The following is a 26,731-nucleotide window of genomic DNA, read 5'->3' on the forward strand; positions in this document are numbered from 1 at the left end:
GTTTAAGCGGCTCAGCAGCCGCATTCGGCCCTTGCGCTGCGCAATCTGACAGATCGGCGGCCGTGAACGACTGTTACATCTTGGCTGGTGATGCACCAACTTGGCTTTGCGGCAGCCTTGGTTTTCTTAATAGCCAAACACACCAGATATTCGGCCTCAAGAAATCATCCAATTAAAAATTCAATTACAAAGCCACGTTGATTAAAAACCGGCAAAAGACACATTCAAGTTAATCAAAAAATATTCAGAAACAATCTCTACCAATATTTCAAAGAATATTTTGACCGGGCTTTTTGCGCCTTAAAAGCCCCAAAAATCCAGAAAAACAGTTGAAAGTCTGGTTGCGTCAACCTGGATTCCAAATTTGATCAATAGAGCTCAAAAGTCCCGTCTAAAAGACTACAAGCAACAAGAGCTAGGCCATTAATTGTTTCCACAAATGAAATTTTTCAGACAAAACCAATCTACCTCAACGAACCATCAATGCACCATATAGGCGCTACAGATACCGCACATTTAAGGTGCACATTTGGCGATTAATTCAAAATTGATAGCTATCTACAGAAGCCATTCAAGCCATTGACACACATCCACTTGCCTTACTCGCTTGTAAGGGAAATTCTGACGCCGTTTTCAGCAGCATTCTGACTTTAGTGATTTTTCGTAACTAAATACAGTCCGTTACACCATTTGCCGCATCATGAAAACTGATTTGGGCAAACAACCACTACCTTCAACTGCTGGGATTGATCAATGTTTAATGCTTCGTCTGCATCTCCTTCGATCACCGTGGGTCAACCCCACTTTGCATATGGTTCGCATGCCTCCTCGCACATGTTGGAGGAACACCTGCCATTTACCGTGCGTTTGGTGCGTGATAGCCAAGATTTGGCCAAGGCGGTGCAGATTCGCCACTCTGCCTATGCGCGTCACGTCCCCACATTTGCCGACACATTGCGCGCCCCTGAGTCGGTTGATTTTGAAGATGGCTTTGTGGTTTTGCTGGCCGAATCGAAACTGGATGGGTCCCCGCTGGGCACCATGCGCATCCAAACCAATGAATACGCTCCTTTGTGCCTGGAAAAGTCGCTAACCCTGCCCGATTGGCTGCAAGGTCGCACTTTGGCCGAGGCTACACGCTTGGGCATTACCAACGACCGCGTGGGACGCCTGGTCAAAACCGTTTTGTTTAAAGCCTTCTTTCTGTATTGCCAGAAGATCGGTGTGGAATGGATGGTTGTATCCGGCCGAGCCCCGGTAGACCGCATGTACGACAGCCTGCTGTTTAGCGACGTCTACCCTGGAATGGGCTATATACCGCTGCCACATGTTGGCAATATGCCACATCGCATCATGTCGTTCGAGGTCGGCACGGCCGAGGCGCGCTGGGAGCAAGCCCAGCATCCTTTGCGCGAATTTATCTTCAGAACGCATCATGTAGACATAGATTTGTCTGGCGTTCGCGCTGAACCTCGCTTCAACCTGCAGACCGGGCACTTTTCAAGCCCCCCGGTCGCACACGTGATGTGAGTTTTTTAGACAAAAAGGCAAGATGAATATGAAATGCAGCGATTAAAAAGCGATCAGCTTTACAAAAATATTGCAAGGCCATAGTCGCCCTCCTTACTGAATTTGTATCTTTAAGATACTATATTTCACATATGGGTGAATATAGTAACAATGTCTAGGCGTATGGGTCTACGCGCCGGGTGGTGGTCTGCGCGTAGCGCAGCCATGGAGTCGCTGCTTTTTGCTTTGTCGGCTTATGCCTTGCCGATCGCCATTGGACTGCTTTCCCTCATCGCCATCACGGCCTGGGCGCCACGCTCGGCTGCGGACAGCAGTGTTGCACTGAAGTTTCGCGCCCTCCATGAACTCGACGGGCCACTGAGCACGGCCCAAGCAGCGCGCGGCATCGAAGCTCAGCCACAACAGTCTTTTATTGATACCAAACGATCGGAGGCCGGGTTCTGGCTGCTGATCGAGCCCCTGAAAGGCAACGATACCGAACCATCGGTGATCGAACTGCCCTCGCGCCACGCCGTGGATGTCGCTTGCTGGAACGCGGTGAGCCTTGAACCGCTAGGCCGTGGTCAGCAAAACTCGGCACTCGGCGCCATCCGCTCCGTCAAATCAGGTTTTGCAATCAGCCTGGGCGCAGCCGAAGCCTTGCAGCCGCTGTTGTGCCGGGTCCATTCTGTCGGGCCAGCCCGCTTGACGGCCATCCAATGGCCGGCATCGGAGCTGCAGGTTTCAGCCCAGGAGTTCACGCACAACGAGGGTTTGCTGACCGGCGGCCTGGTGGTGCTGGCGTTGTTTGTGCTGGTCACGGCCCTGATCAACCGCACCGCCACCTATTTGTTGTTTGCCACCTGGCTGCTGCTGAACCTGCGGGTCGCGGCCCTGTCCGCAGGCTGGGATGGCGAATGGCTGGGCCACACCGTGCCGCAAGATATTCTGTGGGCGGGCCGGGCGCTGACCATGGCGCTGTACTACACCGTCACCATTACCCTGTTCAAGACCTTGTTTGCCGACGACCTGGAACAGGTCGGCAACAGCGGTGCAATGCGTGTGGCGCAGTGGACCTGCCTACCCCTGGTGGTGGCCTCGCTGCTGATCCCCTACGGTCAGTTTCTTCCGGTGATCTGGGTCGCCACCGGCATCAGCACTGGTTTGCTGGTGTATCTGCTGGTACGCATACTGTTGAAAACGCGTTCTCGCGTCGCCATGTGGTATGGCAGCTCCATCGTGATCACCTTGTTTGCCAGTGTGTATGAGGTGGTGTCGGCGGCCCTGGGTCTGCAGGCGCTGATAGGCACAGTCAATAGCGTCACGGCGGCGCTGTCGTCCAGCCTGTTGGCTTCGCTCGCCATTGCCGAGCAAATGCGCCAGGAGCACGTGGAAAGAATGGCCGTGCAGGCCGAGTTGGCCCATACCTATGAGGCCATGCCTATAGGCTTGTTCACGCTGGACACCTATGGCAACTTTGTCAGCGCCAATCCGGCGCTGCGCCGCATGTTGGCCGACGATGTGCTGAAGCCCGGCAGCCGCGCCTGGCAGCGCCACTTCAGCGAAGGCGCGTGGATGCAACTGCTCAGCATGGTGCACCAGCGCTCGGACGGCGAACTTGAGCTCAAGGGCCTGCCACAGGGTGACAACGCTGCGGTGCGGCGTTACCTGGTCAAGGCCACTTTGGCGCGCGACAAGATCGAGGGGTCTTTGCAAGACGTGACAGAGAAATCACGGGCCACGGAAGACCTGCAATTCATGGCCAACAATGACGCGTTGACCAAAGTGCTGAACCGGCGCGGCATTGAGAAGGTGCTGACCCATGCCATGCAGCAAATCAGCGGCAACCGGCCACTCGCCCTCGCCTACCTGGACCTGGACCGCTTCAAGCTGATCAACGATTTGTATGGCCATGCCGCAGGGGACGAAGTGCTGCAGCAGGTCTGCAAGCGCATTTCGGACATGTTGTCCGGCGGCATGCAGATCGGCCGTGTTGGCGGCGACGAGTTCATCATCGTCCTGCCCGACACGCGCATCCCGCTGGCATCGGTGATTTGCCAAGGTGTGGTGGCGTGTATAAGGGCCACACCTTACAGGATCAAAGACAAGGCGTTCACGGTGCGGGCATCGGTGGGCTTGATCGATGTCGATGCCGGTGTGCAGATCAAAGACGCGGTCTCGGCCGCAGACCGTGCCTGCCGCCAGGCCAAGGCCGGTGGGGGACATAACGGCTTGGTGGTGTATGAGAAAAACGCCGAAGCCTTCCGCCAGCATGAAGCCGAGCTGGCTCTGGTGGAGCGTTTCTCCACCAACTCCGCCACAGAGGGCTTGTTCCTGGAGATGCAGCCCATCATGTCGCTCAACGCGCCGCATGACTCGCTGAATTTTGAAGTGCTGCTGCGCATGCGCGACACCAACGGCCAACGCATCCCGACTGACCGCGTGATCTCCGCAGGCGAGGCCAGCGGCCACATGGGCGTGATAGACCGCTGGGTGCTGTCGACGACCCTGGCCTGGCTCAATTCGAACGCCAGCAAACTGCAGTCGACCCGCTTCATTTGTGTGAACCTCAGCGGCGCCTCGCTCAACGACGAAACCTTCATGCAGGATGTGTTTGCCATGCTCGCGCAAAACATCCACATCACCGGCCGACTGTGCCTGGAGATCACCGAATCTGTGGCCTTGCATGACCTGGAGAACACCCGTCGTTTCATCGACAAAATTCGCAGCTACGGCGCCAAGGTGGCGCTCGACGACTTCGGTGCGGGTTACACCTCGTTCTCGTACCTGAAAGTGTTGTCGGCCGACCTGTTGAAGATTGACGGCAGCTTCATCGTCAACATGAACAAACACCCGGCCAACATCGCCATCGTGGAAGCCATCGTGAGCCTGGCGCGCAACCTGGGCATGAAGACGATTGCCGAGTGGGCCGAAGACAATGCCACGGTGCAGACCCTGGCCGAAATCGGCGTCGACTATGTGCAAGGATTTGCCGTGGCCCGGCCACGCATCCCCGAGCAGATGCTGGAGGCCCAGTCGTCGGCCAGCTTCATCGAGGACGAAGCCTTGCGCCGCATCACCGAACGCCTGGGCAAAGCCGACGACGAACTGCTGCAGGTTTCGTTGTTCGACGCCAACCGCCCACGCAATATGCACTGAGTCAAAGCTGCGGCTTTGTACCGGCTTTCGGGCTCTCCGTAAGCCAGACTGCGGCCTGCGCAACAAGCGCCGCATGCTCTGAGAAATATGTCCTGTCGCGGCGAGAGCCACGCTTCCTAGAATGCGCGACCGCATTCACCAGGAGCCGGACATGCCGCATCGAGACAAGAATATTCCTTCCCTGGTGGCGCCGGCGATTGCATGTATGACGCGCAGAAGGCTGCTATGGTCAGGTTTGGGCAGCGGGTTGGTGCTGGCCAAGCCCGCAGCGGCCACACCTGCCGCGCCGGTCAAAAAAGCCGCAGCACCAGAGTTGATGCTGGCCAACGTTTATCACAACGGCTTGCCGCTCAGCGACTACTGGGTCAGTGAAAAATACGATGGTGTGCGCGGTTACTGGGATGGCAAGAGCTTGCGCACGCGCAACGGCGAAACCGTGCATGCGCCCACATGGTTCACCGCAGCTTGGCCCACAACGCCCCTGGATGGCGAGCTGTGGGCCGGGCACCGCAGATTTTCTGAAGCGGTATCAACCACGCGGCAACGCAGGCCCGACGATGCCGCTTGGCAACACATACGCTTCATGGTGTTTGACCTGCCAGCCCATCCCGGCACGTTTGACGAGCGTATTCCAGCACTGCAGCAAGCCATCCATCTGCTGAACCAACCATGGGTGCAGTCCGTGGTGCAGCAGAAGCTCGCCAACCCGCAAGCGCTGAAGCAACTGCTGCTGCAAACGGTTCAAGCCGGTGGTGAGGGCCTGATGCTGCACCTCGGCAGATCCAGCTATCGAGGCGTGCGCAGCGATGACCTGGTCAAACTCAAGTTGCACCTGGATGCGGACGCCAAAGTGCTGGCCCATGTCGCGGGTCAAGGCAAGGCGCTGGGTTTGATGGGCGCTTTGTGGGTTGAAACACCAGAAGGACGACGCTTCAAGCTGGGCACGGGATTCAACGACGCAGAACGCCTGAACCCTCCTCCGGTCGGCAGTTGGATCAGCTACCGCTACCGCGACATCAACCCCAGCGGCCTGCCCCGGTTTGCGAGCTTCTTGCGCGTGCGTGACGACCTGTCAGCGGCCAACTGAATCGGCCGTCGAACAACTGCGCGCTGCGCAGCTGGGCTGCTGGGCTGCTGGGCTGCTGGGCTGCTGGGCTGCTGGGCTGCTGGGCTGCTGGGCTGCTGGGCTGCTGGGCTGCTGGGCAGCTGGGCAGCTGGGCTGCTGACCAGCGTGCGGTTTCAGCAGCCAGCGGCACCATGACGCCATCCCACGGGGCTTGATTCCAGGCCTTCCTCAAACCAGTTCCTGCGCGCCACAAAAGCCCCTCGAATGCCTGCGCGCAGGGGCTGTAGAGCGCGCCGGAGTTCACGTTTGCGTCACGATCTTTTGGCCCCCCGAAACCACAATTCAAGCCATCGAGCCCAACGTGGTTCGTCCGCCCGGAGCAGATGACAGATCTGCCTCGGCCCCCCAAAAGCTTTGCCCTGACGCACCCACTCTTTCAAGCGTTACCGCAAAGTCCGACGGCCAATGCCGTACGACGCATGGAGAGAAGAGCATGAAGACAACGACCAAGATTTCGACCGCCGCCACTGCCATTGCTTTGAGTCTGGGCATGGCTTCATTCGGCGCCCAGGCCGCTGGCAACATGGCCGGCCAGCTGAACGCGCAAATGGTGCTGCAAGCCGGTTGCTACATCAGCGGTGCATCGAATGCCGGCAGCAGCGGTGTGAACCTGGGTACGCTGGACTTCGGTTCCCAGCCCAGCACCTTCACCGGTGTGTTGACGGCCAACGCCACCGGCGGTGTGGGCGGTGCAGGTGCCACACAAATCGTTTGTTCGCCGGATGTGACCGCACTCACCGTGTCGGTCAGCGGTGGCAACAACGCCGGCCAGGGCGGCAGCGTAGGCACGGGCTCACGCGCCATGAAGCTGGGCTCGAGCTACCTGCCGTACGAGGTGTACAGCGATGCCGCCTTGACCACCGCCTACCCCGCCAACGCCACGGCCTTGGGCGTGACGTTGCCGGGCACCGGTGCGGCCGTGACCCTGCCGGTCTATGGCCGCATCAACAAGACCAGCACCAACGGTATGACCTCCGGCACCTATGTGGACACACTGCAGGTGACCCTGGCCTGGTAAATCCAACACCTCTTCGACCGAGATTGAATGCGTTTGGTTTGCTTATGTTGCGAATTGTGGCAAAGTAGTCCGGTCACGGCACTCAGAGGAGACAGCATGCGCATTTCGCGTCTGCCCTTTTTGACGGGATTGAGCGCGCTGGCGGCGTGCGCAGGCACGCTGACGGCCCACGCGACCACGCCGATACCGACCACGGCCACCTTTGCCGTGAACGCGGCGGTGGTTCCCGGCTGTCTTGTGGTGGGCAATGTCACCCAAACCTCAGGCATCGCCTTTGGCATGATCAACTTCGGCACCCATTCGGCCGTGTCCTCGGCCGCAGTCCCGGCTTCGCTGACCGCGAGTGGCGGGCAACTGGCCCAGATCCAATGCACCCCGGGCGCCAGTGTCACCGTCGTGATCGATGCCGGCTTGAATGCCGTGGGCTCGCAACGGCGCTTGAAGATGGGCGGCTACTACCTGCCCTACAACCTCTACACCTCGGCCACACTGGCCACCCCTTACCAACCAGGCACCGGTGTCGCGGCCAGCAGCAGTGGCACGGCGATGAATCTACCGGTCTACGGCGTGGCCACGCCCCCGGGCAGCGGCCTGCCAGCAGGCGTTTACAGCGATACCGTGCAGGTGGTGTTGACCTGGTAAACCTTCACCTCAACCCGTGATCCGAAGGAGTTTTGCATATGCAGGGCAGATGGCACAGACGACTCGGTTTTTGGTTTTGCTCCTGGCTGTGGCTTGCCATTGCCGGATGTTGGCTTCAGACGGCGCAAGCCGCCAGTTCCGTCATGATCTGGCCGGTGGATCCGGTCATAGAAGACGGCCAGCGCGCAGCCGCCATGTGGCTGGAGAACCGGGGCGCAGAAAATGTGTCGCTGCAGATTCGGGTGTTTCGCTGGAGCCAGTCCGGCACAGCCGAAAACTACGAAAACCAGGAACAGGTATTGGCCAGCCCACCGTTGGCCACCATACCGGCTGGCCAACGCCAACTGGTGCGGCTGATGAACACCGGCCCGGTTGCCGCCGGTGAAGAACAAGCCTACCGGGTGCTGGTCGATGAGCTGCCAGAGGTAGACCCGCCTTCGGACGGCACGCCGGGTAGCAGCCCCAGCGCCACGATTGGCGTCAAACTGCAAATCCGCTATTCCGTGCCGCTGTTCATCAACGGCAAAGGTCTGGTCACCAAGGTAGCGCAAGGCAACCCCACCCAAACAGGCCAGGTCGACCTGCGCTGGCGTACGGTCCGTGAAGGCGAAAACCACTACCTGGTGATTCGCAACAGCGGCAATATGCACGCACGCTTGACCAGTGTGCAATGGAGCGGCGGGCCTCAAGCTCAGGTGATCAATGCCGGCCTGCTGGGCTACGTGCTGGCGGGCTCCGAAATGCGCTGGCCACTCGCGGGACCGCCGCCGCCAGGACTCAAACCCGAAGCCCGGGTCAATGGCGCACAGACCGCCACGCAACTCACCCCGCAGTAAGCCTGACAAAAGCGCTGCCGAGTGCCAACCGCTACCCCGCCACCGACGCCCCACACCACACGTGCCAGACCGCCCGTGCGCGACCTCCTCGGGACCGCCCCAGATGCCACGCTACGCAGCCCACACGCCCTTTTCGTCCTACCCCAGCAGCCCCCGCATCGCTGGGCATTCGAGCGGCCTCTACCCTGGGGCGCGGTGCTGTGTATGGCGCTCTCCGGCAGCCCGGTTGCGGCGCAGCCGCTGCCGCCCCCTCCCAGCCGCAACGCGCCTGCACAAGTCATGCTGTATCTGGAGCTGGTGGTGAACGAACAAAGCAGTGGCAAAGTGGTGCCGGTGCAATTCCGCAACGGCCACTACTGGGTGCAGACCGAAACCCTGCGCGCGCTGCACGTGCACGCCGAACCGGGCCCGGATGGGCGCACCGCCGTTGATCTGATCGCCGGTGTGCAAGTGCAGTACGACAGCATAGGCCAGCGCCTGAAAATCAGCGTGCCACCCGAATGGCTGCCCACGCAGGAACTCGGCGACGAAACCGCCATGCAAGCATTCGCGGCCAGCGCCAGCAACGGCGCGCTGTTGAACTATGACTTGTACGTCAGCAAACCCGATCAAGCCAGCGCCAACGCCTCGCTGCTGTCGGAGCAACGTGTCTTTGGCACCTGGGGCACGGTCTCCAACACCGGTGTTTACCGCGACACCTTGCAAGAACGCGGCTACATACGCTACGACACCCGCTGGACCAACTCGAATACGGATGACATTCGCAGCTACAGCCTCGGCGATCTGATCGCCGCGCCACTGGCGTGGGGCAGCGCCGTGCGCCTGGGTGGCGTACAGTTCGCGCGCAATTTCACGGTGCGGCCCGATCTCATCACCTATCCGCTACCGCAGTTTCGCGGACAAGCGGCTGTACCCTCGGCGGTGGATCTTTTCATCAACGGCTACAAAGCCGGCAGCGAAAACGTGCAACCGGGGCCATTTGCCCTGAACACCATGCCCTATATCAATGGTGCGGGCGAAGCGTCCATGGTGACCACCGACGCTTTGGGCCGGCAGGTCGTGACCACGGTGCCGTTTTACGTCGCCAATACCCTGCTGCGCAAAGATCTCACCGATTACAGCTTCTCTCTGGGAGCGCTGCGCCGCCACTATGGCACCCGCAACTTCTCCTACGGCCCGGCTGCAGCCTCCGCTGCTTATCGCATAGGGCTGAGTGACGGCTTCACGCTGGAGACACGGGCCGAGGTGGCGCCTTCCTTGCTTGTGGGCGGTGTTGGTGGCGGCGTGGGACTGGGCTCGTTTGGTGTGGTCAATGCGGCCTTGAGCCAGAGCGAAGTACGCGGCAGCGGCGGGCAGCAAGTCAACTACGGCTACCAATACAACGGACGCAGCTATGGCGTGGGTGTACAGCAGACCATGCGCAGCCATGGCTACAGCGACTTGACCAACTACGACACCGCCGGCCTGCATCTCGCGCGGCGCAGCACACAGGCCAACGCCAGTCTTTCCCTGGGCGAGGCGGGCGCTTTTTCGGCGGCCTATTTCGACGTGACGGCCGCCGACCAGCAGCGCACGAAACTGGTGAGCCTGTCATACAACAAGTCGCTGGGGAGCAACATCTTCCTCTCGATCAGCGCCAACAAAGCCCTGGGCGGGGGTGATCTCGCGGTGCAATTGCAACTGACCTTTGCACTGGACGAACGCAATATGTTGAGCCTGGGCGCGCTGAACGACGGCAAAAACACCGGATCCCAGGTGAACTACAGCCGCACCACGCCAAGCGACGGTGGCTTGGGCTGGAACCTGGCCTACGCCAACAACGGCAACACCAGCAACTACCGCCAAGCCAGCGGTACCTGGCGCACCAACTACACCCAGGTGCAAGGTGGCGTCTATGCGCACGGAAAGACCTCGTCCAGTTGGCTGGGCGCCATGGGGTCGGTGGTCTGGATGGACGGCGGCCTGTTCGCGGCAAACCGCATCAACGATGCGTTCATGCTGGTATCGACCAACGGCGTGGCCGATGTACCGGTACGCTACGAGAACCAACTGATAGGCCGCACCAACCGCAATGGCCACATCCTGGTGCCAGGCGTGCCCGGCTACTATCCCGCACGCATTGAAATCGACGCACTGGATCTGCCGGACTACATGCAAGTTCCGCAGTCACAGCAGCGCCTGGCGGTGCGCTCCGGCAGTGGCGCCTTGGCCAGCTTCCTGATCCAGAAAACCCTCGCCGCACGTATCACGCTGGTCGACCCCCTGGGTCAGCCCATGCCCATGGGATCGTCGGTACAACACGTGCAAAGCGGCCAGAACACCGTCGTGGGCTGGGATGGACTGGTCTATCTCGAAGGGCTGTCTACACAGAACGAACTGCTGGTGCGCAGTCCCGGCAACCGGCAATGCCGCGTGGTCTTCACGCTCGACGTGGACAGCCATGAGGTCCTGCGCATAGGACCGTTGACCTGCAAGTCCGAGGTTTTGCAGCAGGCCTTACACCGGCCCAGCTCCGTGACAACACCGCTGGCGGATCCGGCTACGCTGGGCGCACCACAACCGGAGCTACCCGCATTGGCGCTTTCGCCCCTCCCATCCCCCCCTGCAGGAATCGCATCGCCATGAAGACTCACGTCTGCCTACTTGCGCAAAGCAAGGCGCACATGCCGCCTGCTCTACCCCGTCCGCGCCTGCGCTCCTGGCTGTTCTGCCTGGCAGCGCCCTGGTGCCTGCAGGGGGCCTGGGCCTGCACCATGGCGAACACTGGCGGCACGCTCGGCACGGTGACCTCTTTTCGCGTGCAAAGCGGTGCCGCAGTCACCGGTTCCGGAAACTTCTCCTACACCTGCAGCGGCGTCGTGTTGTCCGTGCTGGCAGGCACGCCGTCGATCAAGGGCACGCTGCAGGCCTCGGTGACGGGGCTGACCTTGAAGAATGGCAGTGACAGCATTCCCTATCAAATCTACAGCAACCCAGGCATGAGCACGCCATACACCAACGGCCTGGTGGTGGTCAACGTCAACGGCAACAGTTTGCTCACGCTGCTCAATTCAGGCGGTGGCGGCCAGGTGCCCATCTATATCTCGACAACGCCGGGCGCCAACATTCCTGCGGGCACCTACACCGATACCCTGCAACTGACCTGGACTTACGCCAATATCTGCGAAGGACTGGTGAATGTGGGCGGTCTGTGCCTGGGCGTGCTCTACAACGGCAGCGTGACGCAGAATCTACCCATCACACTGGTCGTGACCAACGACTGCATCATCACCGCGCCCACTATCAATTTTGGCAGCGCACCGCTGGTCAGCGGCTTTCCCACAGTGTCGCAAAGCCTGTCATTGCGTTGCACCAAAAATCTGACCTACACCGTAGGCTTGAACACAGGAGGGTTTCCAGCCAGCGGCCAACGCAATATGGCCAACGGCACCAACCGCCTGGCCTACGACATCTTCAAGGCTGACAGCACGGTCTGGGGGCCGCTGACCACGGCACGCGCCAGCGGCCCAGCGGCAGCGGACGGCACCACGGTGCAAACCATTCCCTACACCGCACGGATCTACCAAAGCCAAACGACGCCGGCCGCGGGCTCGTACACCGACAACGTCATGGTGGATGTGAGTTTTTGACCGGATTCACGGCCAAGGCTTAGGGTTGCGCAGTGTGCCCATGCAGGGCTGATGCGCGGTACGCGTGGCGTACGCTCAAACAACGCAGGCGTTGCGCGCCAAGGCTTGTTCAAACTGTTCAGGCGACAGGGGCTTGCTGAACAAATAACCTTGACCGTAGTCGCAACCCATGGCGGCCAATAGATCGCGCTGTTGCGCGGTTTCAATGCCTTCCGCCACCACCTTCAAACCCAGGGCGTGCGCCATGGCCACCATGGCCTGGCACAAGGCCAGATCGCTGGAATCGGGTGCGAGGTTGCTGACGAACGAACGGTCGATCTTCAGGATATCCAAGGAGAACCGCTTGAGGTAGGACAGCGAAGAGTAACCTGTGCCGAAGTCGTCTATCGCCACCTGGATGCCGGCGTCGCGGTAGCTGCGCAGGCAGTCGTCGATGGCGGACGTGGAGTTGAGCAGCAGGCCTTCGGTGATCTCCAGCGCAATCGCCTCACCGGGCAAGCCCAGCTTGCACAGGTGTGCGATCCAGTCTGCGGCGTGGTTGTGCGTGCGGGAGAACTGCAGTGGCGACTTGTTCACACTGACCTGCAAGCCAGGTGCCAGCTCAGCACGCCACTTGTGTGTCCAGGCAGCAGCCTCCTTGAACACCCAGTCGCCGATGTCATGGATCAGGTGGTGTTCTTCGGCCAGGGTGATGAACTCGCCTGGCCCCACCATGCCGCGCTCGGGGTGGTTCCAGCGCACCAGGGCTTCCGCCTTGACGATACGCCCCGTGTCCAAGGCCACCAAGGGTTGGAATTGCAGGCAGAACTGCTTTTCGGCCACAGCGGTACGCAGTTCCCTGACGGTATTGGCGCGTTGCTGGGCGGCGCGCTGCAGTGCCGGGGTGAAGAAATCGAATTGGTTCCCGCCCCGATGGCAGGCCGAGTACATGGCTTGCTGGGCGTTTTGCAACAGCTCATCGCCCGAGCCGGCATCGCCGGGGTAAATGGTGATGCCTATGCTGCCGGACATGGCCACCATGGAAGCGTCGTTTTCGAGTGGTTGTGCCAGGCGGTGCAAGATGTTTTGTGCCGCCTGGCTGGCGCGGGCTGCGCCATCGGTGCCGGTCAGCAACACCACAAAACAATCGTCGGCCACGCGGGCGACGGTATCGGTAGAACGCACACTGCGCACCAGACGTTGCGCGGCTTCGCGCACCAGGCGCTCCACCCAGGGCTGCGGGTAACCCTCTTTGATGTTTTCCAGATGGTCCAGATGCACGGCCAAAACCGCAACCGAGCATTCCTTGGCATCGACCTTCTTGCATTCCTGTGCCAGGCGGTCGCAAAGCATGTTGCGATTGGGCAACTGGGTCAGACCGTCGAAGTTGGCTTGGCGCCAGATCAGCGCTTCGGAGGCCTTGCGCGTGCTCTGGTCGGAGAACAGGCTCACACGGCGTTGCACCACACTGGCTGCGTCACGCACACATGCCATGCTGAACCAGCAGGGAAACGACTCGCCACTTTTGCGGCGGCTCCAGACTTCACCTTCCCACTGGCCATCGGCCTCCAGTTGGCGACGCATCTCGCGGTAGAACGATGGGCTATGGTGCGGTGAGTGCAACATGCTGGGCTCCATGCCCAGCACATCGCTGGCAGCATAACCGGTCATCCGGCAGAAAGCCGGGTTGACCGCCACGATACGGTTTTGCCCATCGGTGATCATGATGGCTTCGGTGCTGTGCGCATAGACCAATTCCGCCTGACGACGATCGAACTCCGCCAAATCCTGGGGCAGCGCCACCGTGTCCACATGGCCAAAGACCGAATCCTGCTCTGAGGCATGCTGTGTCACGCGGTCCAGCCAGGTCATGGCGAACAGATCGGCTCCCGGACGCGCCGCCGCCCCCAGGTCGCGCTGGCCACGCAGGCCAAAACGCATGCACTCGCTGCCTGAGGGCTTGGATTCGATCTGCATTTTGTGCTCCTGTTGTTGGCTCGATGGGGCTATTGAATCACCGGTCCTCGCATCAACTGTGATCAGACTGTGACGTCAAACCCCTACACCAATCGTGCGTTCACACATGAAATGCGTTGTCGTTTTCAGCTCCCACTTTGCGTCATCAACAATATGTATGCTGATCGTTTTGCTGATTTCCCTCTGAATAGGCTGCTTTCTTACATTTTTTTTAACACCCAACACTAGAATGGTGCGTAGAGCCCGGCCTTCTCCGCAAGCATCTCTTTCACAAGGAGACGATATGCACATTGGCGTACTCGAAGACGACCCCTCCCAATGCGAACTGCTTTTGGCGCTACTGGAGGACGGCCAGCACACAGCACGGGGCTTTGGTTTCGCAGAAACCTTTCGCGATGGCATTCAGCGTGAAACCTTCGATCTGTTGCTGGTGGACTGGAATTTGCCCGACGGCACTGGCGGCGAGGTCATCGAGTGGGTGCGCGCCAATGTGGGCTGGCACTTGCCGGTGGTGGTGGTCACAGCCGAAGAAGAAGAGCAGACCGTGGTGGACGCACTCAAGGCCGGTGCAGACGACTACATCGTCAAACCGCCCAAACCCCTGGAGTTGCTGGCCCGCGTCAATTCCGCACTGCGCCGCTCCCGGCCGAATGCGTTGGAGATTCTGCGCGTTGGTGATTACGAGGTCGACATTCAGCGCGAACGCTTGAGCGTGAGCGGCACCCCCGTGACCATGACCCAGAAAGAGTTTGATCTGGCCGTGCTGCTGTTTCAGAGCATAGGCAAAATCCTGTCGCGCGACCACTTGCTCGACAAGGTATGGGGGCGCTCCGCCGATGTCGACACGCGCACCGTGGACACCCACGTCAGCCGACTGCGGCGCAAACTGTCGCTAGACGGCAGCCGGGGCTGGAAGCTGTCGCCAGTGTATGGCTTTGGTTACCGCTTTGACCGCATCAGCAACTGACCGCCGCGCCCTCAAGCTCTTTTGCTATCTGCGCCCGGGGCCGCCAGCCCACTAGGCCTCGAGCCGCCGCGCCAACGAATCGATCAGCCGCTCCAGGCGCTCGCGCAAGGTTTCACCCAATGGCAGCAGCACGCTCATAGCTTCATCGGCCTTGATCGCGGCTTGCAAGGCCTCTACCGCTTCAAAAATCGACACCGCGCCCACGGCTCCCGAAGCGCCGCGCAGCGAATGCAGCTTGCGCCGTGTGTCCTCCAGCTCACCGGCCTGCAAATGGTCCATCAACGCCCCGCCTGCATTGCGGTAATGGGCCAGGAACTGTTTCAGCACACGCAGGGCCAGCTCGGCTTTGCCAGCGCATTGGGCATAGGTCACGCTCAGGTCCAGTCCGTCGATCGTGGCCAGCACCTCGGTTGGGCTCATGGGCTCCGGCGGCGCTGAAACCAATACCCCAGACGGCGTGGGCGCGGCAAGCCGCGCACGCACCGGCAGCCAACGCAGCAGCGCGTCATGCAGGATGCGCGGGTCCACAGGCTTGGCCAGATGGTCGTTCATTCCCGCATCCAGGCAGGCCTGGCGGTCTTCGCTGAAGGCGTTGGCGGTCATGGCGATGATGGGCAGATCGGCCAACTTGGGGTCCTGACGCAGCAGCTCGGTGGCCTGCAGGCCGTCCATGCGTGGCATTTGCACGTCCATCAACACCAGGTCGTAGGTGCCACGGCGTACCATGCGCACCGCCTGCTCGCCGTCGTCCGCAATGTCCACCACCAGCCCCGCAGCGTGCAGCAGCTCGGTGGCGACCTCCTGGTTCACCGGGTTGTCTTCGGCCAACAGAACATGGGCACCTCGGTGTTTGTCGCGCAGCGCGGCTTCCAACGACTCCACACTGCGCAACAGTGGCGGTGTGTGGCCGGCCTTCTTGAGCAGGTGCATCATGCAGTCGAGCAGCAGCGACGGTGTCACCGGTTTGAGCATGAAGGCGCCAAATCCGGCCTGGTCCGCGAGGTGCTGCAACTCTTCTTGATTGCGTGCAGACACCAGCACCATGGCCGGAGTGGGCTGGACGGCAGCGCGGATATGTTGCGCTGCCTCTATCCCATCCATGCCAGGCATGGCCCAGTCCATCAACACGACCGCATAAGCATCGTCTTCTGCGGCTGCATCGGCCACCATGCGCAGCGCCTGCTGGCCGTTCTCTGCCACGTCGGCACGCATGCCCAGCGCACGCAGCATGTCCACCAGCGCCACACGCGCCTCGGGCAGGTCGTCCACCACCAGGCTGCGCAATCCTGCAAGCACAGGTACTCCCAGAGGCTCGCTGCGCGCAGCCGGCTGCAGGCACACGCTGATCCAGAAGCGACTGCCACGGCTGGGCAGGCTCTCGCCACCAGCAGAGCCGCCCATGAGCTCGGCGATGTGGCGGGTGATGGTCAGGCCCAGGCCGGTACCGCCATAACGCCGCGTGCTCGAACCGTCGGCTTGCGCAAACGGGTTGAACAGGCGTGGCAAGACTTCGGGATCGATGCCTATGCCGGTGTCACGCACCTCGAAACGTATCGTCAGCCCCTCGGCATTGCTGGCCAACAACTCGCCACGCAACAGTACCGAGCCGCGTTCGGTAAATTTCACGGCATTGCTCAGCAGATTCAGCAAGGCCTGCATCAGCCGTGTGGGGTCGCCATTGAGGCGGTCAGGCAACTGGCCGGTGTCGAGCACCACTTCCAAGCCTTTTTCGCGCGCCACGTCGAGAACCATGGTGCAGGTGCGGGTGAGCAAGGCATCGAGCGAGAAATCGACCTTCTCCAAGGTCAGCTTGCCAGACTCGATTTTCGAAAGGTCGAGGATGTCGTTGATGATTTGCAGCAGATGGTGTGCCACGCTGGAGAGCTTGGTCAGGCGCGTCTGGCTGGTGGGGTCGTCCACGTCGCGGCGCAACATGTGGGTCAGGCCCAGAATGGCGTTCATAGGGGTGCGGATTTCGTGGCTCATGTTCGCCAGGAAGTTGCTCTTGGCGCGGTTGGCCGAATCGGCCCGGTCACGCGCCTCGGCCAATTGGGCGTTGCTGAGCTGCAGTTGTTCTTCCGCACGCTTGTGGCTGGTGATGTTGGTCGCCAGCACAATAAAACCCTCTACCCTGCCGTCGCGCCAGTCGGGCAGGTACTGCACACGCGTGACGGCCCGCTCGCCCTTCTGGTTGAACTCCTCGCGTTCAAAGTCTTGCACTTCTCCGGCCAGTGCCCCCATCACCCGGGGCCGCATACGTTCGAAATATTCCGGGCCCTGCAGTTCCTGCACACTTTTGCCCAGGATTTCACCTTCGGCAAGGCCAAACCATTGACCATAACCCCGGTTTACAAAGCGGCAGCGCAGATCCTGTCCCCAGTAAGCGATGCGCCCGGGAATGCTGTCGGCGATGAGCCGCATGAAGTCCTCTGCCGCCTTGAGCTGAACAATCAACTCTTCCGACTTGTGTTGTGCCTTGCCGCGTTCTTCAAGTGCCGACACCAAAGCGGCGGTGCGCTGCTCGACCTGCGCCTCGAGTTGGTCGCGATGTTCGGTCAGCCCGACTTCAAGCTCCTTGCGTTCAGTGACGTCGGCGCAGGTGCCAAACCACTTGAGTGCACGTCCATCGGCATCAAACACCATGCCCGCACGCACATCGAACCAGCGGTAAACACCGTCGTGCCTGCGCATGCGGTATTCGGTGATGAAGTCGCCACCAGCCTGAACCTGGCGCGCCCAGCGCTCACGCATCTGTTCGCGCTCATCGGGATGCACCAACTGCAGCCAGCCGTCCCCCATCAAACGCTCGGTGGGTACACCCGAAAAAGCCACCCAACGCGAGCTTAGAAAATCACAGGCCCCGGTGGCGTCGCTGCTCCACACCAGCTGCGGCAGGATTTCTATCATCTGCCTGAGCTGGTTGGTGTTTTCCAGCACACTGCTTTCGGCCAGATGGAGCCGCCGTTGGTCGCGGTACACAAAGAACCCCAACACCGCCAGCAGCACCAGGGCGGCCCCCACGGCGATGTCGAACTGCTGCCGCTGATCGGCCATGAGATCGCGCACCTCTTTGGCCTTGTAGCTATCGAAGCGGTTCATCGCCGCTTCCAGCACCAGATAGGCTTGTTCCAGTTGCTCGGTGTTGAGATTGGCAATGTTGACGCTCTGGCCCGGCAGTTGGGCCAGAAATTCGTTGCTGTAGGTAGACACCGCCGCTGCCATGCCATCGGGGTCGCCACCAAAACTTTCCAGGCTGGAGGAAACACGCGCCAATGACTTGCGCAGAATGGCGATTTCGTCCACCACACGGCCGTTGTCTTGCGGCGCATCCAGCCAGCCCAGACGCAGCATAGACAAACTGAAGTCCAGCCGCGCCACACGAAAATCACGCACCTTCACCACGCTGGCATCGTAGGCAGCGCTCTGGGAACGTTGCAGGTAACCCATCGCCAGCACGATCAAACCACCCGCCAACAAGGTGAGTATGGGCACCAACATGCGCCAACGACCTCGCCGACTTGCGCTCGAACTCGTCATGTTGTCTCCTTACATGAGACACGTGCCCAGCCACGCCATGCAGGTCGGCTCCTTGGGCGCGCGCCGGCGACAGCGCTTCGCTTCACGGCACGGGAGATGCCATGCAATGAATTGAAGCGGCGCACCGGTTGACGTTGAAGAATGCATTCGAACCCAGGGCTCGGCTGCCTAGCGTCTTCTTGCAGGCTCCCACCAGATCCACAACGGGACTGATGTTTTCAAAGAAGTATTTTTACAACTAGTTTCAACGACGCTGACCCGACTTTACTTGCAACTTGTTGCAAGCGTCAAATAGGCGCACCCCCTTGTAGGAAAGCGCCTACAGCTATTAAAAAAATAGCAAATTAAGGCTTTACACAATCGGCGTAATAGTGCTTCACGCCATCCGGGCCTTCTTCTTCCACCAGCCCGTGGATGTCGGTGCCAAAACCTGGGCACTGGCGGTTGAACTCGCGCGAGAACTTCAGGTAGTCGACGATTTTCTTGTTGAACACCTCGCCCGGAATCAGCAGCGGAATGCCCGGTGGGTAAGGCGTCACCAGGCCCACGGTGATGCGGCCTTCCAGGTTGTCGATCTCCACACGCTCGGTCTTGCGCATGGCGATTTGTGCGTAGGCGTCGCTGGGCTTCATGGCTGGCGTGAGGTCGCTCAGGTACATGTCGGTGGTCAGGCGCGCGATGTCGTACTTGGCGTACAGGTTGTGCACGTACTGGCACAGGTCGGCCAGGCCCATCTTCTCGTAGCGCGGGTTCTGCTGGCAGAACTCGGGCAGGATGCGCCACATCGGCTGGTTTTTGTCGTAGTCGTCCTTGAACTGCTGCAACGCCGTCAGCATGCTGTTCCAGCGGCCCTTGGTGATGCCTATGGTGAACATGATGAAGAAACTGTAGAGGCCGGTTTTTTCGACCACCACGCCGTGCTCGGCCAGGAACTTGGTGACGATGCTGGCCGGAATGCCGGTCTTGGCAAACTTGCCGTTCAGGTCCATGCCCGGCGTGACGATGGTCGACTTGATCGGATCCAGCATATTGAAACCGGCGGCCATCTTGCCAAAGCCGTGCCAGTTGGCCTTGGCATTGGTTTTCGATTCACCCTTGATGATCCAGTCGGTGGCGCGGCCAATGCCCTCTTCCACCAGCTTGTCCGGTCCCCAGACCTTGAACCACCAGTCGTCGCCGTATTCTTCGTCCACCTTGCGCATGGCGCGGCGGAAGTCCAGCGCTTCGACGATGCTCTCCTCGACCAGCGCGGTGCCGCCGGGCGGCTCCATCATGGCTGCCGCCACATCGCAGCTGGCGATGATGCTGTACTGCGGGCTGGTGCTGGTGTGCATCAGATAGGCTTCGTTGAACAGGTGCCGGTCCAGCTTGACGTTTTGCGAGTCCTGGATCAACACATGGCTGGCCTGGCTGATACCGGCCAGCAGCTTGTGGATGGACTGCGTGGAATACACCACCGCATGTTTGGGCCGAATGCGCTTCTTGCCCATGGCGTGGTAGCTGCCATAAAACGGGTGGAACGCGGCGTGGGGCAGCCAGGCTTCGTCGAAGTGCAGGTTCTCCACGTAGCCATCGAGCATGTTCTTGATGGTTTCGGTGTTGTAGAGCACACCGTCGTAGGTGCTTTGGGTCAGCGTCAGGATGCGCGGCTTGACCTTGTCGGCATCCACGCCCTTGAGCAGCGGGTTGGCGCGGATCTTTGCCTTGATGGCTTCGGGCTCGAACTCGCTCTTGGGGATGGGTCCGATGATGCCGAAATGGTTGCGCGTGGGCTTCAGGAACACCGGGATGGCGCCGGTCATGATGATGGCGTGCAGGTTGGACTTGTGGCAGTTGCGGTCGACCACCACCACGTCGCCAGGGGCCACCGTGTGGTGCCAGACCATCTTGTTGCTGGTGCTGGTGCCGTTGGTCACGAAGAAACAATGGTCAGCGTTGAAGATACGCGCAGCATTGCGCTCGCTGGCGGCGATGGGACCGGTGTGGTCCAGCAACTGGCCCAGCTCTTCGACCGCGTTGCAGACGTCGGCACGCAGCATGTTCTCGCCAAAGAACTGGTGAAACATCTGGCCCACCGGGCTCTTCAGGAAAGCCACACCACCCGAGTGGCCCGGGCAATGCCAGGAATAGGAACCGTCTTCCGCGTAGTCCAGTAGCGCCTTGAAGAATGGCGGCTGCACACCTTCCAGGTAGCTCTTGGCTTCGCGGATGATGTGGCGCGCCACGAACTCGGGCGTGTCTTCAAACATGTGGATGAAACCATGCAGTTCGCGCAGGATGTCATTGGGCATGTGGCGCGAGGTCTTGGTCTCGCCGTAGACGTAGATCGGCACGTCCAGGTTCTTGCGGCGCACTTCGTCGATGAAATGGCGCAGGTTCAACACCGCCGGGTCCAGGTCTGGGCCCTGGGAGAACTCTTCGTCGTCGATCGACAGGATAAAAGCGCTGGCGCGGCTTTGCTGCTGCGCAAACTGGCTCAAGTCGCCGTAGCTGGTCACGCCCAGTACCTCAAAGCCTTCACTCTCTATCGCCTGGGCCAGGGCGCGAATACCCAGACCCGACGTGTTTTCAGAGCGAAAGTCCTCGTCGATGATGACGATGGGGAAGCGAAATTTCATGGGCGGCCTCCGGCCAAAGGGGGGATAAAAACAAAAACAGGCGCGAAGTGTAAGGAATTCTTGTGAACATGCTTTGCTGAAGGAAAAAGGCGCCTCCACAATGTGGTTTACTCAAGACAAAACAGAGGAGAAACACATGCAACAAACCACACTTTGGTGGCTCATTGCCGGGGCTGCCGTCGCGCTTGAGCTGGTCACCGGCACGTTTTATCTGCTGATGCTGGCCGTGGGCTTTGCAGCGGCGGCACTTGCCGCTTATGCGGGTGCAGGACTCACCACGCAGTTAGTGGTGGCAGGCATCGTGGGCGGTGGCAGCGTCGTGAGCTGGTACTTTGTGCGCAAGCGCCGCGGCGGCAAAAACCTGCCTGCAAGCGCCAACCCCAACGTCAACCAAGACATAGGCGCTGCTGTCTACGTCGACACCTGGCGCGCCGACGGCACCGGCAGCACCTCATACCGCGGTGCCCAGTGGACCGTGGCATTGCACGACCCCAGCGCCCAGACCAGTGTCGGCACCTACCGCGTAGTAGAGGTGGTCGGCAACCGGTTATTGGTGGACAAGGTATAAGGTCGCAGCACCGGGATCAGCCCGGCGAATTCAGATACATCAGGAGGAGTCGAGATGGAAGTAGCAGTCGTTTTATTGGTCATTGTGATTATTTTTATCAGCCGTTCCGTCAAGGTGGTGCCGCAGCAAAACGCCTGGGTGGTGGAACGCCTGGGCAAGTACCACGGCACCTTGACGCCGGGCTTGAACTTTATCGTCCCGTTCATCGACCGACTGGCCTACAAGCACAATCTGAAGGAAATTCCGCTCGACATCCCGAGCCAGGTCTGCATCACGCGCGACAACACCCAACTGCAGGTCGACGGCATTCTCTACTTCCAGGTGACCGACGCCATGCGTGCCAGCTACGGCTCGTCAAACTACATCATGGCGATTTCGCAACTGGCGCAAACCTCGTTGCGCAGCGTGATAGGTAAGCTGGAACTCGACAAGACCTTTGAAGAGCGCGACATCATCAACGCACAAGTGGTGCAGGCGATTGACGAAGCAGCGCTGAACTGGGGTGTAAAGGTGCTGCGCTACGAGATCAAGGACCTGACCCCACCCAAGGAAATTCTGCACGCCATGCAGGCACAAATTACCGCTGAGCGCGAGAAACGCGCCCTGATTGCCGCCTCCGAAGGCCGGCGCCAGGAACAGATCAACATCGCCACCGGCGAGCGTGAGGCCTTCATCGCACGCTCTGAAGGTGAAAAGCAGGCGGCGATCAACAATGCCCAGGGCGAAGCCGCCTCCATCACGGCCGTGGCCGAAGCCACGGCACATGCGATTGCGGTGGTGGCCAACGCCATTCGCCAACCGGGCGGCGAGCAGGCGGTGCAACTCAAGGTGGCGGAAAAGGCGGTAGATGCCTATGGACGCGTAGCCGCCGATGCATCGACGACCTTGATCGTGCCCAGTAACATGACGGAAGTTTCCGCACTGGTCACGTCTGCGATGAAAATGCTGCAAACCGGCAAGGCCAGTTGAGGCCCTGCCTTCCGCCCGGCGCTTGACCGCAGGTGTGCTGACATCACGTTCGTTCTCTCAAGGAACCCACATGGATCACAACGTATTGGGCTCTGAGCTTGTCCCTTGCTCGTATGACCCGCTGACCGGCTTCTTTCGCGATGGCTGCTGCAACACCAGCGACGAAGATACCGGTGCCCACGTCATCTGCGTCAAGGTCACGGCTGAATTCCTGGCGTTTTCAGCCCTGCGTGGCAACGACCTGACGACCCCGCGTCCGAGCTACCGTTTTGCCGGCTTACGCCCGGGCGACCGCTGGTGCCTTTGCGCAGAGCGCTGGAAGGAAGCTCTGGAGGCGGGTTGCGCTCCGTTGGTGGTACTCGAATCCACGCATATGAAAGCACTGGAGTTCGTTTTGCTTGAAGATCTTGAACGACATGCGGCACCAACCCGAAATGCGCGACTTTGACTGCTATAATCGTAGGCTCTGGAGCGGTGGATGAGTGGTTTAAGTCGCACGCCTGGAAAGCGTGTGTGGGTTAATAGCCCACCGCGGGTTCGAATCCCGCCTGCTCCGCCAGATCAGTATTTGCCTTATCCAGCAAATACAGCCAGCAATGGTTTAAAAGCCCTAGCGCGCAAGCTCTAGGGCTTTTTTCATGCCGGCCCTGGCTTGTCATTGATTGCGCCTTGCGTCGGCCTCCGTTGAGCCGACCATCCAATCATTGGCGTCCAGCGGCTCACCCCTGCGCTCTGCAAAAGACGCGCTTGCGCCTCTTCTCCATACAGGCCTGGACATGGCGGCAGCAGTTGCCGCAGAGCCGGGTTCTCATCTTGCTGCCCCAAAAAAATGCCCCGCTGTTGCGGGGCATTTTTCGGGCCAGAGACGGCAAACGAGTATGGCAAACGAATACGGCAGATGAATGCCGCAGGCTCACCAAAGGCTGGCTCTTGTTGGCCTGACCCCGCCCGAGCAGGGTCAAGCTACAAGACAGGCGCTCACTCGCGGCTGGCGCGCTTACGGTCGCTTTCTTTCAGGTGGCGCTTACGCAGGCGCACCGACTTGGGCGTGATTTCAACCAGCTCGTCGTCCTCGATGAACTCGACACCGTATTCCAGCGTGAGGTCGATAGGCGGCGTGATCTTCACAGCGTCTTCCTTGCCGGACACGCGGAAGTTGGTCAGCTGCTTGGTACGCGTGGCGTTCACCACCAGGTCGTTGTCGCGGCTGTGGATACCCACGATCATGCCTTCGTACACGGGGTCGTTGGCGCGCACAAACATACGACCGCGGTCGTCCAGCTTGCCCAGGGCGTAGGTGAAGATTTCACCGTCGTCCATGGAAATCAGCACACCGTTCTTACGGCCGCCGATGTCGCCCTTGTGCGGCTCGTAGCTGTCGAAGATGTTGCTGATGAGGCCGGAACCACGCGTCAGGTTCAAGAACTCGTTGGTGAAACCAATCAGACCACGTGCCGGAATGCGGTATTCCAAGCGAACACGGCCACGGCCGTCCGGCTCCATGTTCACCAGTTCACCCTTGCGCTCGCCCAGGGCCTGCATCACGCCGCCTTGGTGTGCGTCTTCGATGTCGGCGGTGACCAGTTCGATAGGCTCGTGCTTTTCGCCGTCAACCATCTTCATCACCACGCGTGGCTTGCTCACAGCCATTTCATAACCTTCGCGGCGCATGTTTTCCAGCAGAATCGTCAAGTGCAATTCGCCGCGACCCATGACTTCAAAGATACCTTCTTCGTCGGTTTCGTTGACGCGCAGGGCCACGTTGTGCTGCAGTTCCTTTTGCAGACGATCCCAGATCTGGCGGCTGGTGACGAACTTGCCTTCACGGCCAGCCAAGGGGCTGGTGTTGACGCAGAAGTTCATGGTCAGCGTAGGCTCGTCGACCTTCAGCATAGGCAATGCCACGGGGTTGAGCGGGTCGGTGATGGTCACGCCAATACCGATGTCGCCCAGACCGTTGATCAACACGATTTCGCCAGGGCCGGCTTCGGTCGCCTGCACACGTTCCAGACCTTGGAAGGTCAGCACTTGGTTGACGCGGCCTTTGACGGTTTTGCCGTCCGGGCCTTCCATGACCACCACGTCCATCATGGGCTTGATCGTGCCTTGGCTGATACGGCCAACACCAATACGGCCGACGAAGGTCGAGAAGTCGAGCGCGGAAATTTGCAGTTGCAGTGGCGCGTCTGGGTCACCCTTTTGCGCAGGCACGTGCTTCAACACGGTGTTGAACAGGGCCGACATGTCGGGGCCCCACTGCTCACCTGGAGCACCCTCTTCCAACGACGACCAGCCGTTGATGCCGGAGGCATAGACCACGGGGAAGTCGAGTTGTTCGTCGGTAGCGCCCAGCTTGTCGAACAGGTCGAATGCGGCGTTGACCACCTTGTCGGGATTGGCACCGGGCTTGTCAACCTTGTTGACCACCACGATGGGCTTCAGACCCAAGGCCAGGGCCTTCTTGGTCACGAAGCGCGTTTGTGGCATAGGGCCTTCTTGCGCATCGATCAACAGCACCACGCCGTCGACCATGGACAGCGCGCGTTCCACTTCGCCACCGAAGTCCGCGTGGCCGGGGGTGTCGACGATGTTGATGTGTGTGCCTTCCCAGCTCACGGCGCAGTTCTTGGCCAGGATGGTAATGCCACGCTCTTTTTCAATGGCGTTGTTGTCCATCACCGTGTCGACCACTTTTTCGTGTTCGGCAAAGGTGCCAGACTGACGCAGCAACTGGTCAACCATGGTGGTTTTGCCATGGTCGACGTGGGCGATGATGGCGATGTTTCGAATTTGTTTAACGCTGCTCACGGGTTCACTCCTAAAACTGTTGACCTTCTGCAATCGGCTGATGCAGGTTCTGCGCCTGCGTCTGGGCCAGGACTTGTTCGATTTCAAGTGGACTGAGCAGCCGGTCGGCAATCAGTTCACCACTCTGGATATGGGCCACCCCCAGCAAAGCTTGGGGGTCGGCGCCAAACACTGCGACCTGCGCCGCATCGGGCCACGCACCACGACGGCGCATGCCACTGAGAAAATACCCGGCATCTTGCGGCGTCAGCGTGACGCGTGTGTGATGTGCGAGCAAGGCCTCGGGCGGCAACAAACACGCCAGGCGTTCGTCTTCACTCATGGCCTCGAGCTGGGGCAAGGTCACGCACTGCGATAGGTCAAAGTCACCCGTGACCTCGCGGCGTAAAAACGTCAAATGGGCACCACAACCCAGCGCTTCACCGATGTCTTCACCGAGCGTGCGGATATAGGTGCCTTTGCTGCACTTCGCTACGAATTCAATAGCTGGTGCCGCTGATGCAGATTGCACCAACACCGCTTTCAGCGTATGAATACGCACATCGCGCGCCGGCCGCTCCACTTCCAAGCCGGCCCGCGCCAGTTCATACAAGGGCTTGCCGTCCTTCTTCAACGCGCTGTACATCGGCGGTATCTGCTGGATAGCACCGGTGAACCGCGGCAGCAGCTGTGCCAGGCTTTGGGCCGAGACATGCACAGCACGCGTTTCGATGACATCACCCTCGGCGTCGCCGGTACTGGTGCGCTGGCCCAGGCACGCAATCGCGCGGTAGGTTTTGTCGGCATCCAGATGCAACTGGCTGAACTTGGTGGCGGCACCAAAACACAGGGGCAAGACCCCGGTCGCCAATGGGTCCAGTGTGCCGGTATGCCCGGCCTTTTCGGCGCGCAGCAGCCACTTCACCTTTTGCAAGGCGTCGTTACTCGACAGGCCTATAGGCTTGTCCAGCAACAGCACCCCATGCACGGGGCGCCGCTGCACCCGAGTGCGAGGCGCATTCATGCTCAGTCCTCTTTTGCGCGAGAAGAAACCGCCTTGGCAATCAAGGCGTTCATGTCGGCCGCATGTTCGGTCGTGCGGTCGTAGATGAAGTGCAGCGTGGGCACGGTATGGATGTGCAGACGTTTGAACAGGCCATTGCGCAGAAAACCTGCGGCCTGGTTCAGCGCCTCCAGCGTGAGCTCGGCATCACCGACCAGCAAGCTGAAGAACACCTTGGCGTGTGCGTAATCCGGCGTCACTTCCACCGCCTGGATGGTGACCATGCCGACGCGCGGATCTTTGAGTTCACGCGCGATCAGCTCCGTCAGATCACGCTGGATCTGATCGGCCACCTTCAGGCTACGGTTAGGGGTATCGGATTTCTTGCGCACCATGGTGTCGTCGCC

General features: G+C 60.2%; 18 protein-coding genes and 1 tRNA gene. 13 read left to right on the forward strand and 6 right to left on the reverse strand.

Annotated features, from left to right (window positions below; genetic code table 11):
* Positions 1 to 753 precede the first annotated feature (753 nt).
* The 8 genes from ACFQ95_RS21210 (at position 754) to ACFQ95_RS21245 (ending at position 11,919) form a co-directional block, all read left to right on the forward strand.
* On the forward strand, positions 754 to 1,530 hold the full coding sequence (locus ACFQ95_RS21210) for a hypothetical protein (RefSeq protein WP_422834230.1): 777 nt from the start codon (positions 754 to 756) through the stop codon (positions 1,528 to 1,530).
* Positions 1,531 to 1,734: 204 nt separating this feature from the next.
* On the forward strand, positions 1,735 to 4,668 hold the full coding sequence (locus ACFQ95_RS21215) for a putative bifunctional diguanylate cyclase/phosphodiesterase (protein WP_422834232.1): 2,934 nt from the start codon (positions 1,735 to 1,737) through the stop codon (positions 4,666 to 4,668).
* A gap of 205 nt (positions 4,669 to 4,873) precedes the next feature.
* Entirely contained in the window at positions 4,874 to 5,755 is an 882-nt protein-coding gene (locus tag ACFQ95_RS21220; RefSeq protein ID WP_422834305.1) for a DNA ligase, read from the forward strand.
* Between the two features lie 472 nt (positions 5,756 to 6,227).
* Positions 6,228 to 6,812: a Csu type fimbrial protein gene (locus ACFQ95_RS21225; protein ID WP_422834234.1), complete on the forward strand. Its 585-nt coding sequence runs from the start codon at positions 6,228 to 6,230 to the stop codon at positions 6,810 to 6,812.
* Positions 6,813 to 6,908: 96 nt separating this feature from the next.
* Entirely contained in the window at positions 6,909 to 7,454 is a 546-nt protein-coding gene (locus ACFQ95_RS21230) for a Csu type fimbrial protein (RefSeq protein WP_422834235.1), read from the forward strand.
* A gap of 143 nt (positions 7,455 to 7,597) precedes the next feature.
* The gene (locus ACFQ95_RS21235; RefSeq protein ID WP_422834236.1) at positions 7,598 to 8,290 is read left to right on the forward strand and encodes a fimbrial biogenesis chaperone; all 693 of its coding nucleotides are present in this window, start codon (positions 7,598 to 7,600) and stop codon (positions 8,288 to 8,290) included.
* A gap of 204 nt (positions 8,291 to 8,494) precedes the next feature.
* A complete protein-coding gene (locus ACFQ95_RS21240; RefSeq protein ID WP_422834238.1) occupies positions 8,495 to 10,915 on the forward strand; it encodes a fimbria/pilus outer membrane usher protein in 2,421 nt (806 codons plus the stop codon).
* Positions 10,912 to 11,919 carry a Csu type fimbrial protein gene (locus ACFQ95_RS21245; protein WP_422834239.1) on the forward strand — a complete coding sequence of 336 codons (1,008 nt, stop codon included), beginning with the start codon at positions 10,912 to 10,914 and terminating at the stop codon, positions 11,917 to 11,919. Before ACFQ95_RS21240 ends, ACFQ95_RS21245 begins: the two co-directional genes overlap by 4 nt.
* Positions 11,920 to 11,994: 75 nt before the next feature.
* Here the strand turns inward: ACFQ95_RS21245 and ACFQ95_RS21250 are convergent, their stop codons facing one another.
* On the reverse strand, positions 11,995 to 13,875 hold the full coding sequence (locus ACFQ95_RS21250) for a putative bifunctional diguanylate cyclase/phosphodiesterase (protein ID WP_422834241.1): 1,881 nt from the start codon (positions 13,873 to 13,875) through the stop codon (positions 11,995 to 11,997).
* Positions 13,876 to 14,158: 283 nt separating this feature from the next.
* Here ACFQ95_RS21250 and ACFQ95_RS21255 point away from each other — a divergent pair, with 283 nt between their 5' ends.
* Positions 14,159 to 14,842, forward strand: a complete 684-nt coding sequence (locus ACFQ95_RS21255; protein WP_422834242.1) for a response regulator transcription factor — start codon at positions 14,159 to 14,161, stop codon at positions 14,840 to 14,842.
* 51 nt (positions 14,843 to 14,893) lie between these two features.
* Here ACFQ95_RS21255 and ACFQ95_RS21260 read toward each other — a convergent pair whose 3' ends face one another.
* Together ACFQ95_RS21260 and ACFQ95_RS21265 are read right to left on the reverse strand one after the other, a co-directional pair.
* Positions 14,894 to 18,379, reverse strand: a complete 3,486-nt coding sequence (locus ACFQ95_RS21260; protein WP_422834244.1) for a response regulator — start codon at positions 18,377 to 18,379, stop codon at positions 14,894 to 14,896.
* Positions 18,380 to 18,723: 344 nt separating this feature from the next.
* Entirely contained in the window at positions 18,724 to 20,997 is a 2,274-nt protein-coding gene (locus tag ACFQ95_RS21265) for an Orn/Lys/Arg decarboxylase N-terminal domain-containing protein (RefSeq protein ID WP_422834245.1), read from the reverse strand.
* Between the two features lie 136 nt (positions 20,998 to 21,133).
* Here ACFQ95_RS21265 and ACFQ95_RS21270 point away from each other — a divergent pair, with 136 nt between their 5' ends.
* The 4 genes from ACFQ95_RS21270 to ACFQ95_RS21285 all read left to right on the forward strand — a co-directional run bounded on the left by ACFQ95_RS21270 (position 21,134) and on the right by ACFQ95_RS21285 (position 23,093).
* Positions 21,134 to 21,565: an NfeD family protein gene (locus tag ACFQ95_RS21270; RefSeq protein ID WP_422834247.1), complete on the forward strand. Its 432-nt coding sequence runs from the start codon at positions 21,134 to 21,136 to the stop codon at positions 21,563 to 21,565.
* Between the two features lie 54 nt (positions 21,566 to 21,619).
* Entirely contained in the window at positions 21,620 to 22,534 is a 915-nt protein-coding gene (locus tag ACFQ95_RS21275) for an SPFH domain-containing protein (RefSeq protein ID WP_422834249.1), read from the forward strand.
* Positions 22,535 to 22,604: 70 nt separating this feature from the next.
* Positions 22,605 to 22,982, forward strand: coding sequence for a DUF2237 family protein (locus ACFQ95_RS21280; protein ID WP_422834251.1), 378 nt, complete (start codon positions 22,605 to 22,607; stop codon positions 22,980 to 22,982).
* A gap of 20 nt (positions 22,983 to 23,002) precedes the next feature.
* A tRNA-Ser gene (locus ACFQ95_RS21285) sits at positions 23,003 to 23,093 on the forward strand.
* 419 nt (positions 23,094 to 23,512) lie between these two features.
* Here ACFQ95_RS21285 and typA read toward each other — a convergent pair.
* The 3 genes from typA to rbfA are packed head-to-tail and all read right to left on the reverse strand — an operon-like array spanning position 23,513 to position 26,719.
* Positions 23,513 to 25,342, reverse strand: coding sequence for a translational GTPase TypA (gene typA, locus ACFQ95_RS21290; RefSeq protein ID WP_422834253.1), 1,830 nt, complete (start codon positions 25,340 to 25,342; stop codon positions 23,513 to 23,515).
* Positions 25,343 to 25,352: 10 nt separating this feature from the next.
* On the reverse strand, positions 25,353 to 26,345 hold the full coding sequence (gene truB, locus ACFQ95_RS21295) for a tRNA pseudouridine(55) synthase TruB (RefSeq protein ID WP_422834255.1): 993 nt from the start codon (positions 26,343 to 26,345) through the stop codon (positions 25,353 to 25,355).
* A 2-nt stretch (positions 26,346 to 26,347) separates the two neighbouring features.
* Positions 26,348 to 26,719: a 30S ribosome-binding factor RbfA gene (gene rbfA, locus ACFQ95_RS21300; RefSeq protein ID WP_422834257.1), complete on the reverse strand. Its 372-nt coding sequence runs from the start codon at positions 26,717 to 26,719 to the stop codon at positions 26,348 to 26,350.
* Between the last annotated feature and the right edge of the window lie 12 nt (positions 26,720 to 26,731).

The organism is Variovorax sp. HJSM1_2 (genome assembly GCF_049316285.1).
In the GTDB taxonomy this organism is placed as follows: Bacteria; Pseudomonadota; Gammaproteobacteria; order Burkholderiales; family Burkholderiaceae_C; genus Rhodoferax_B.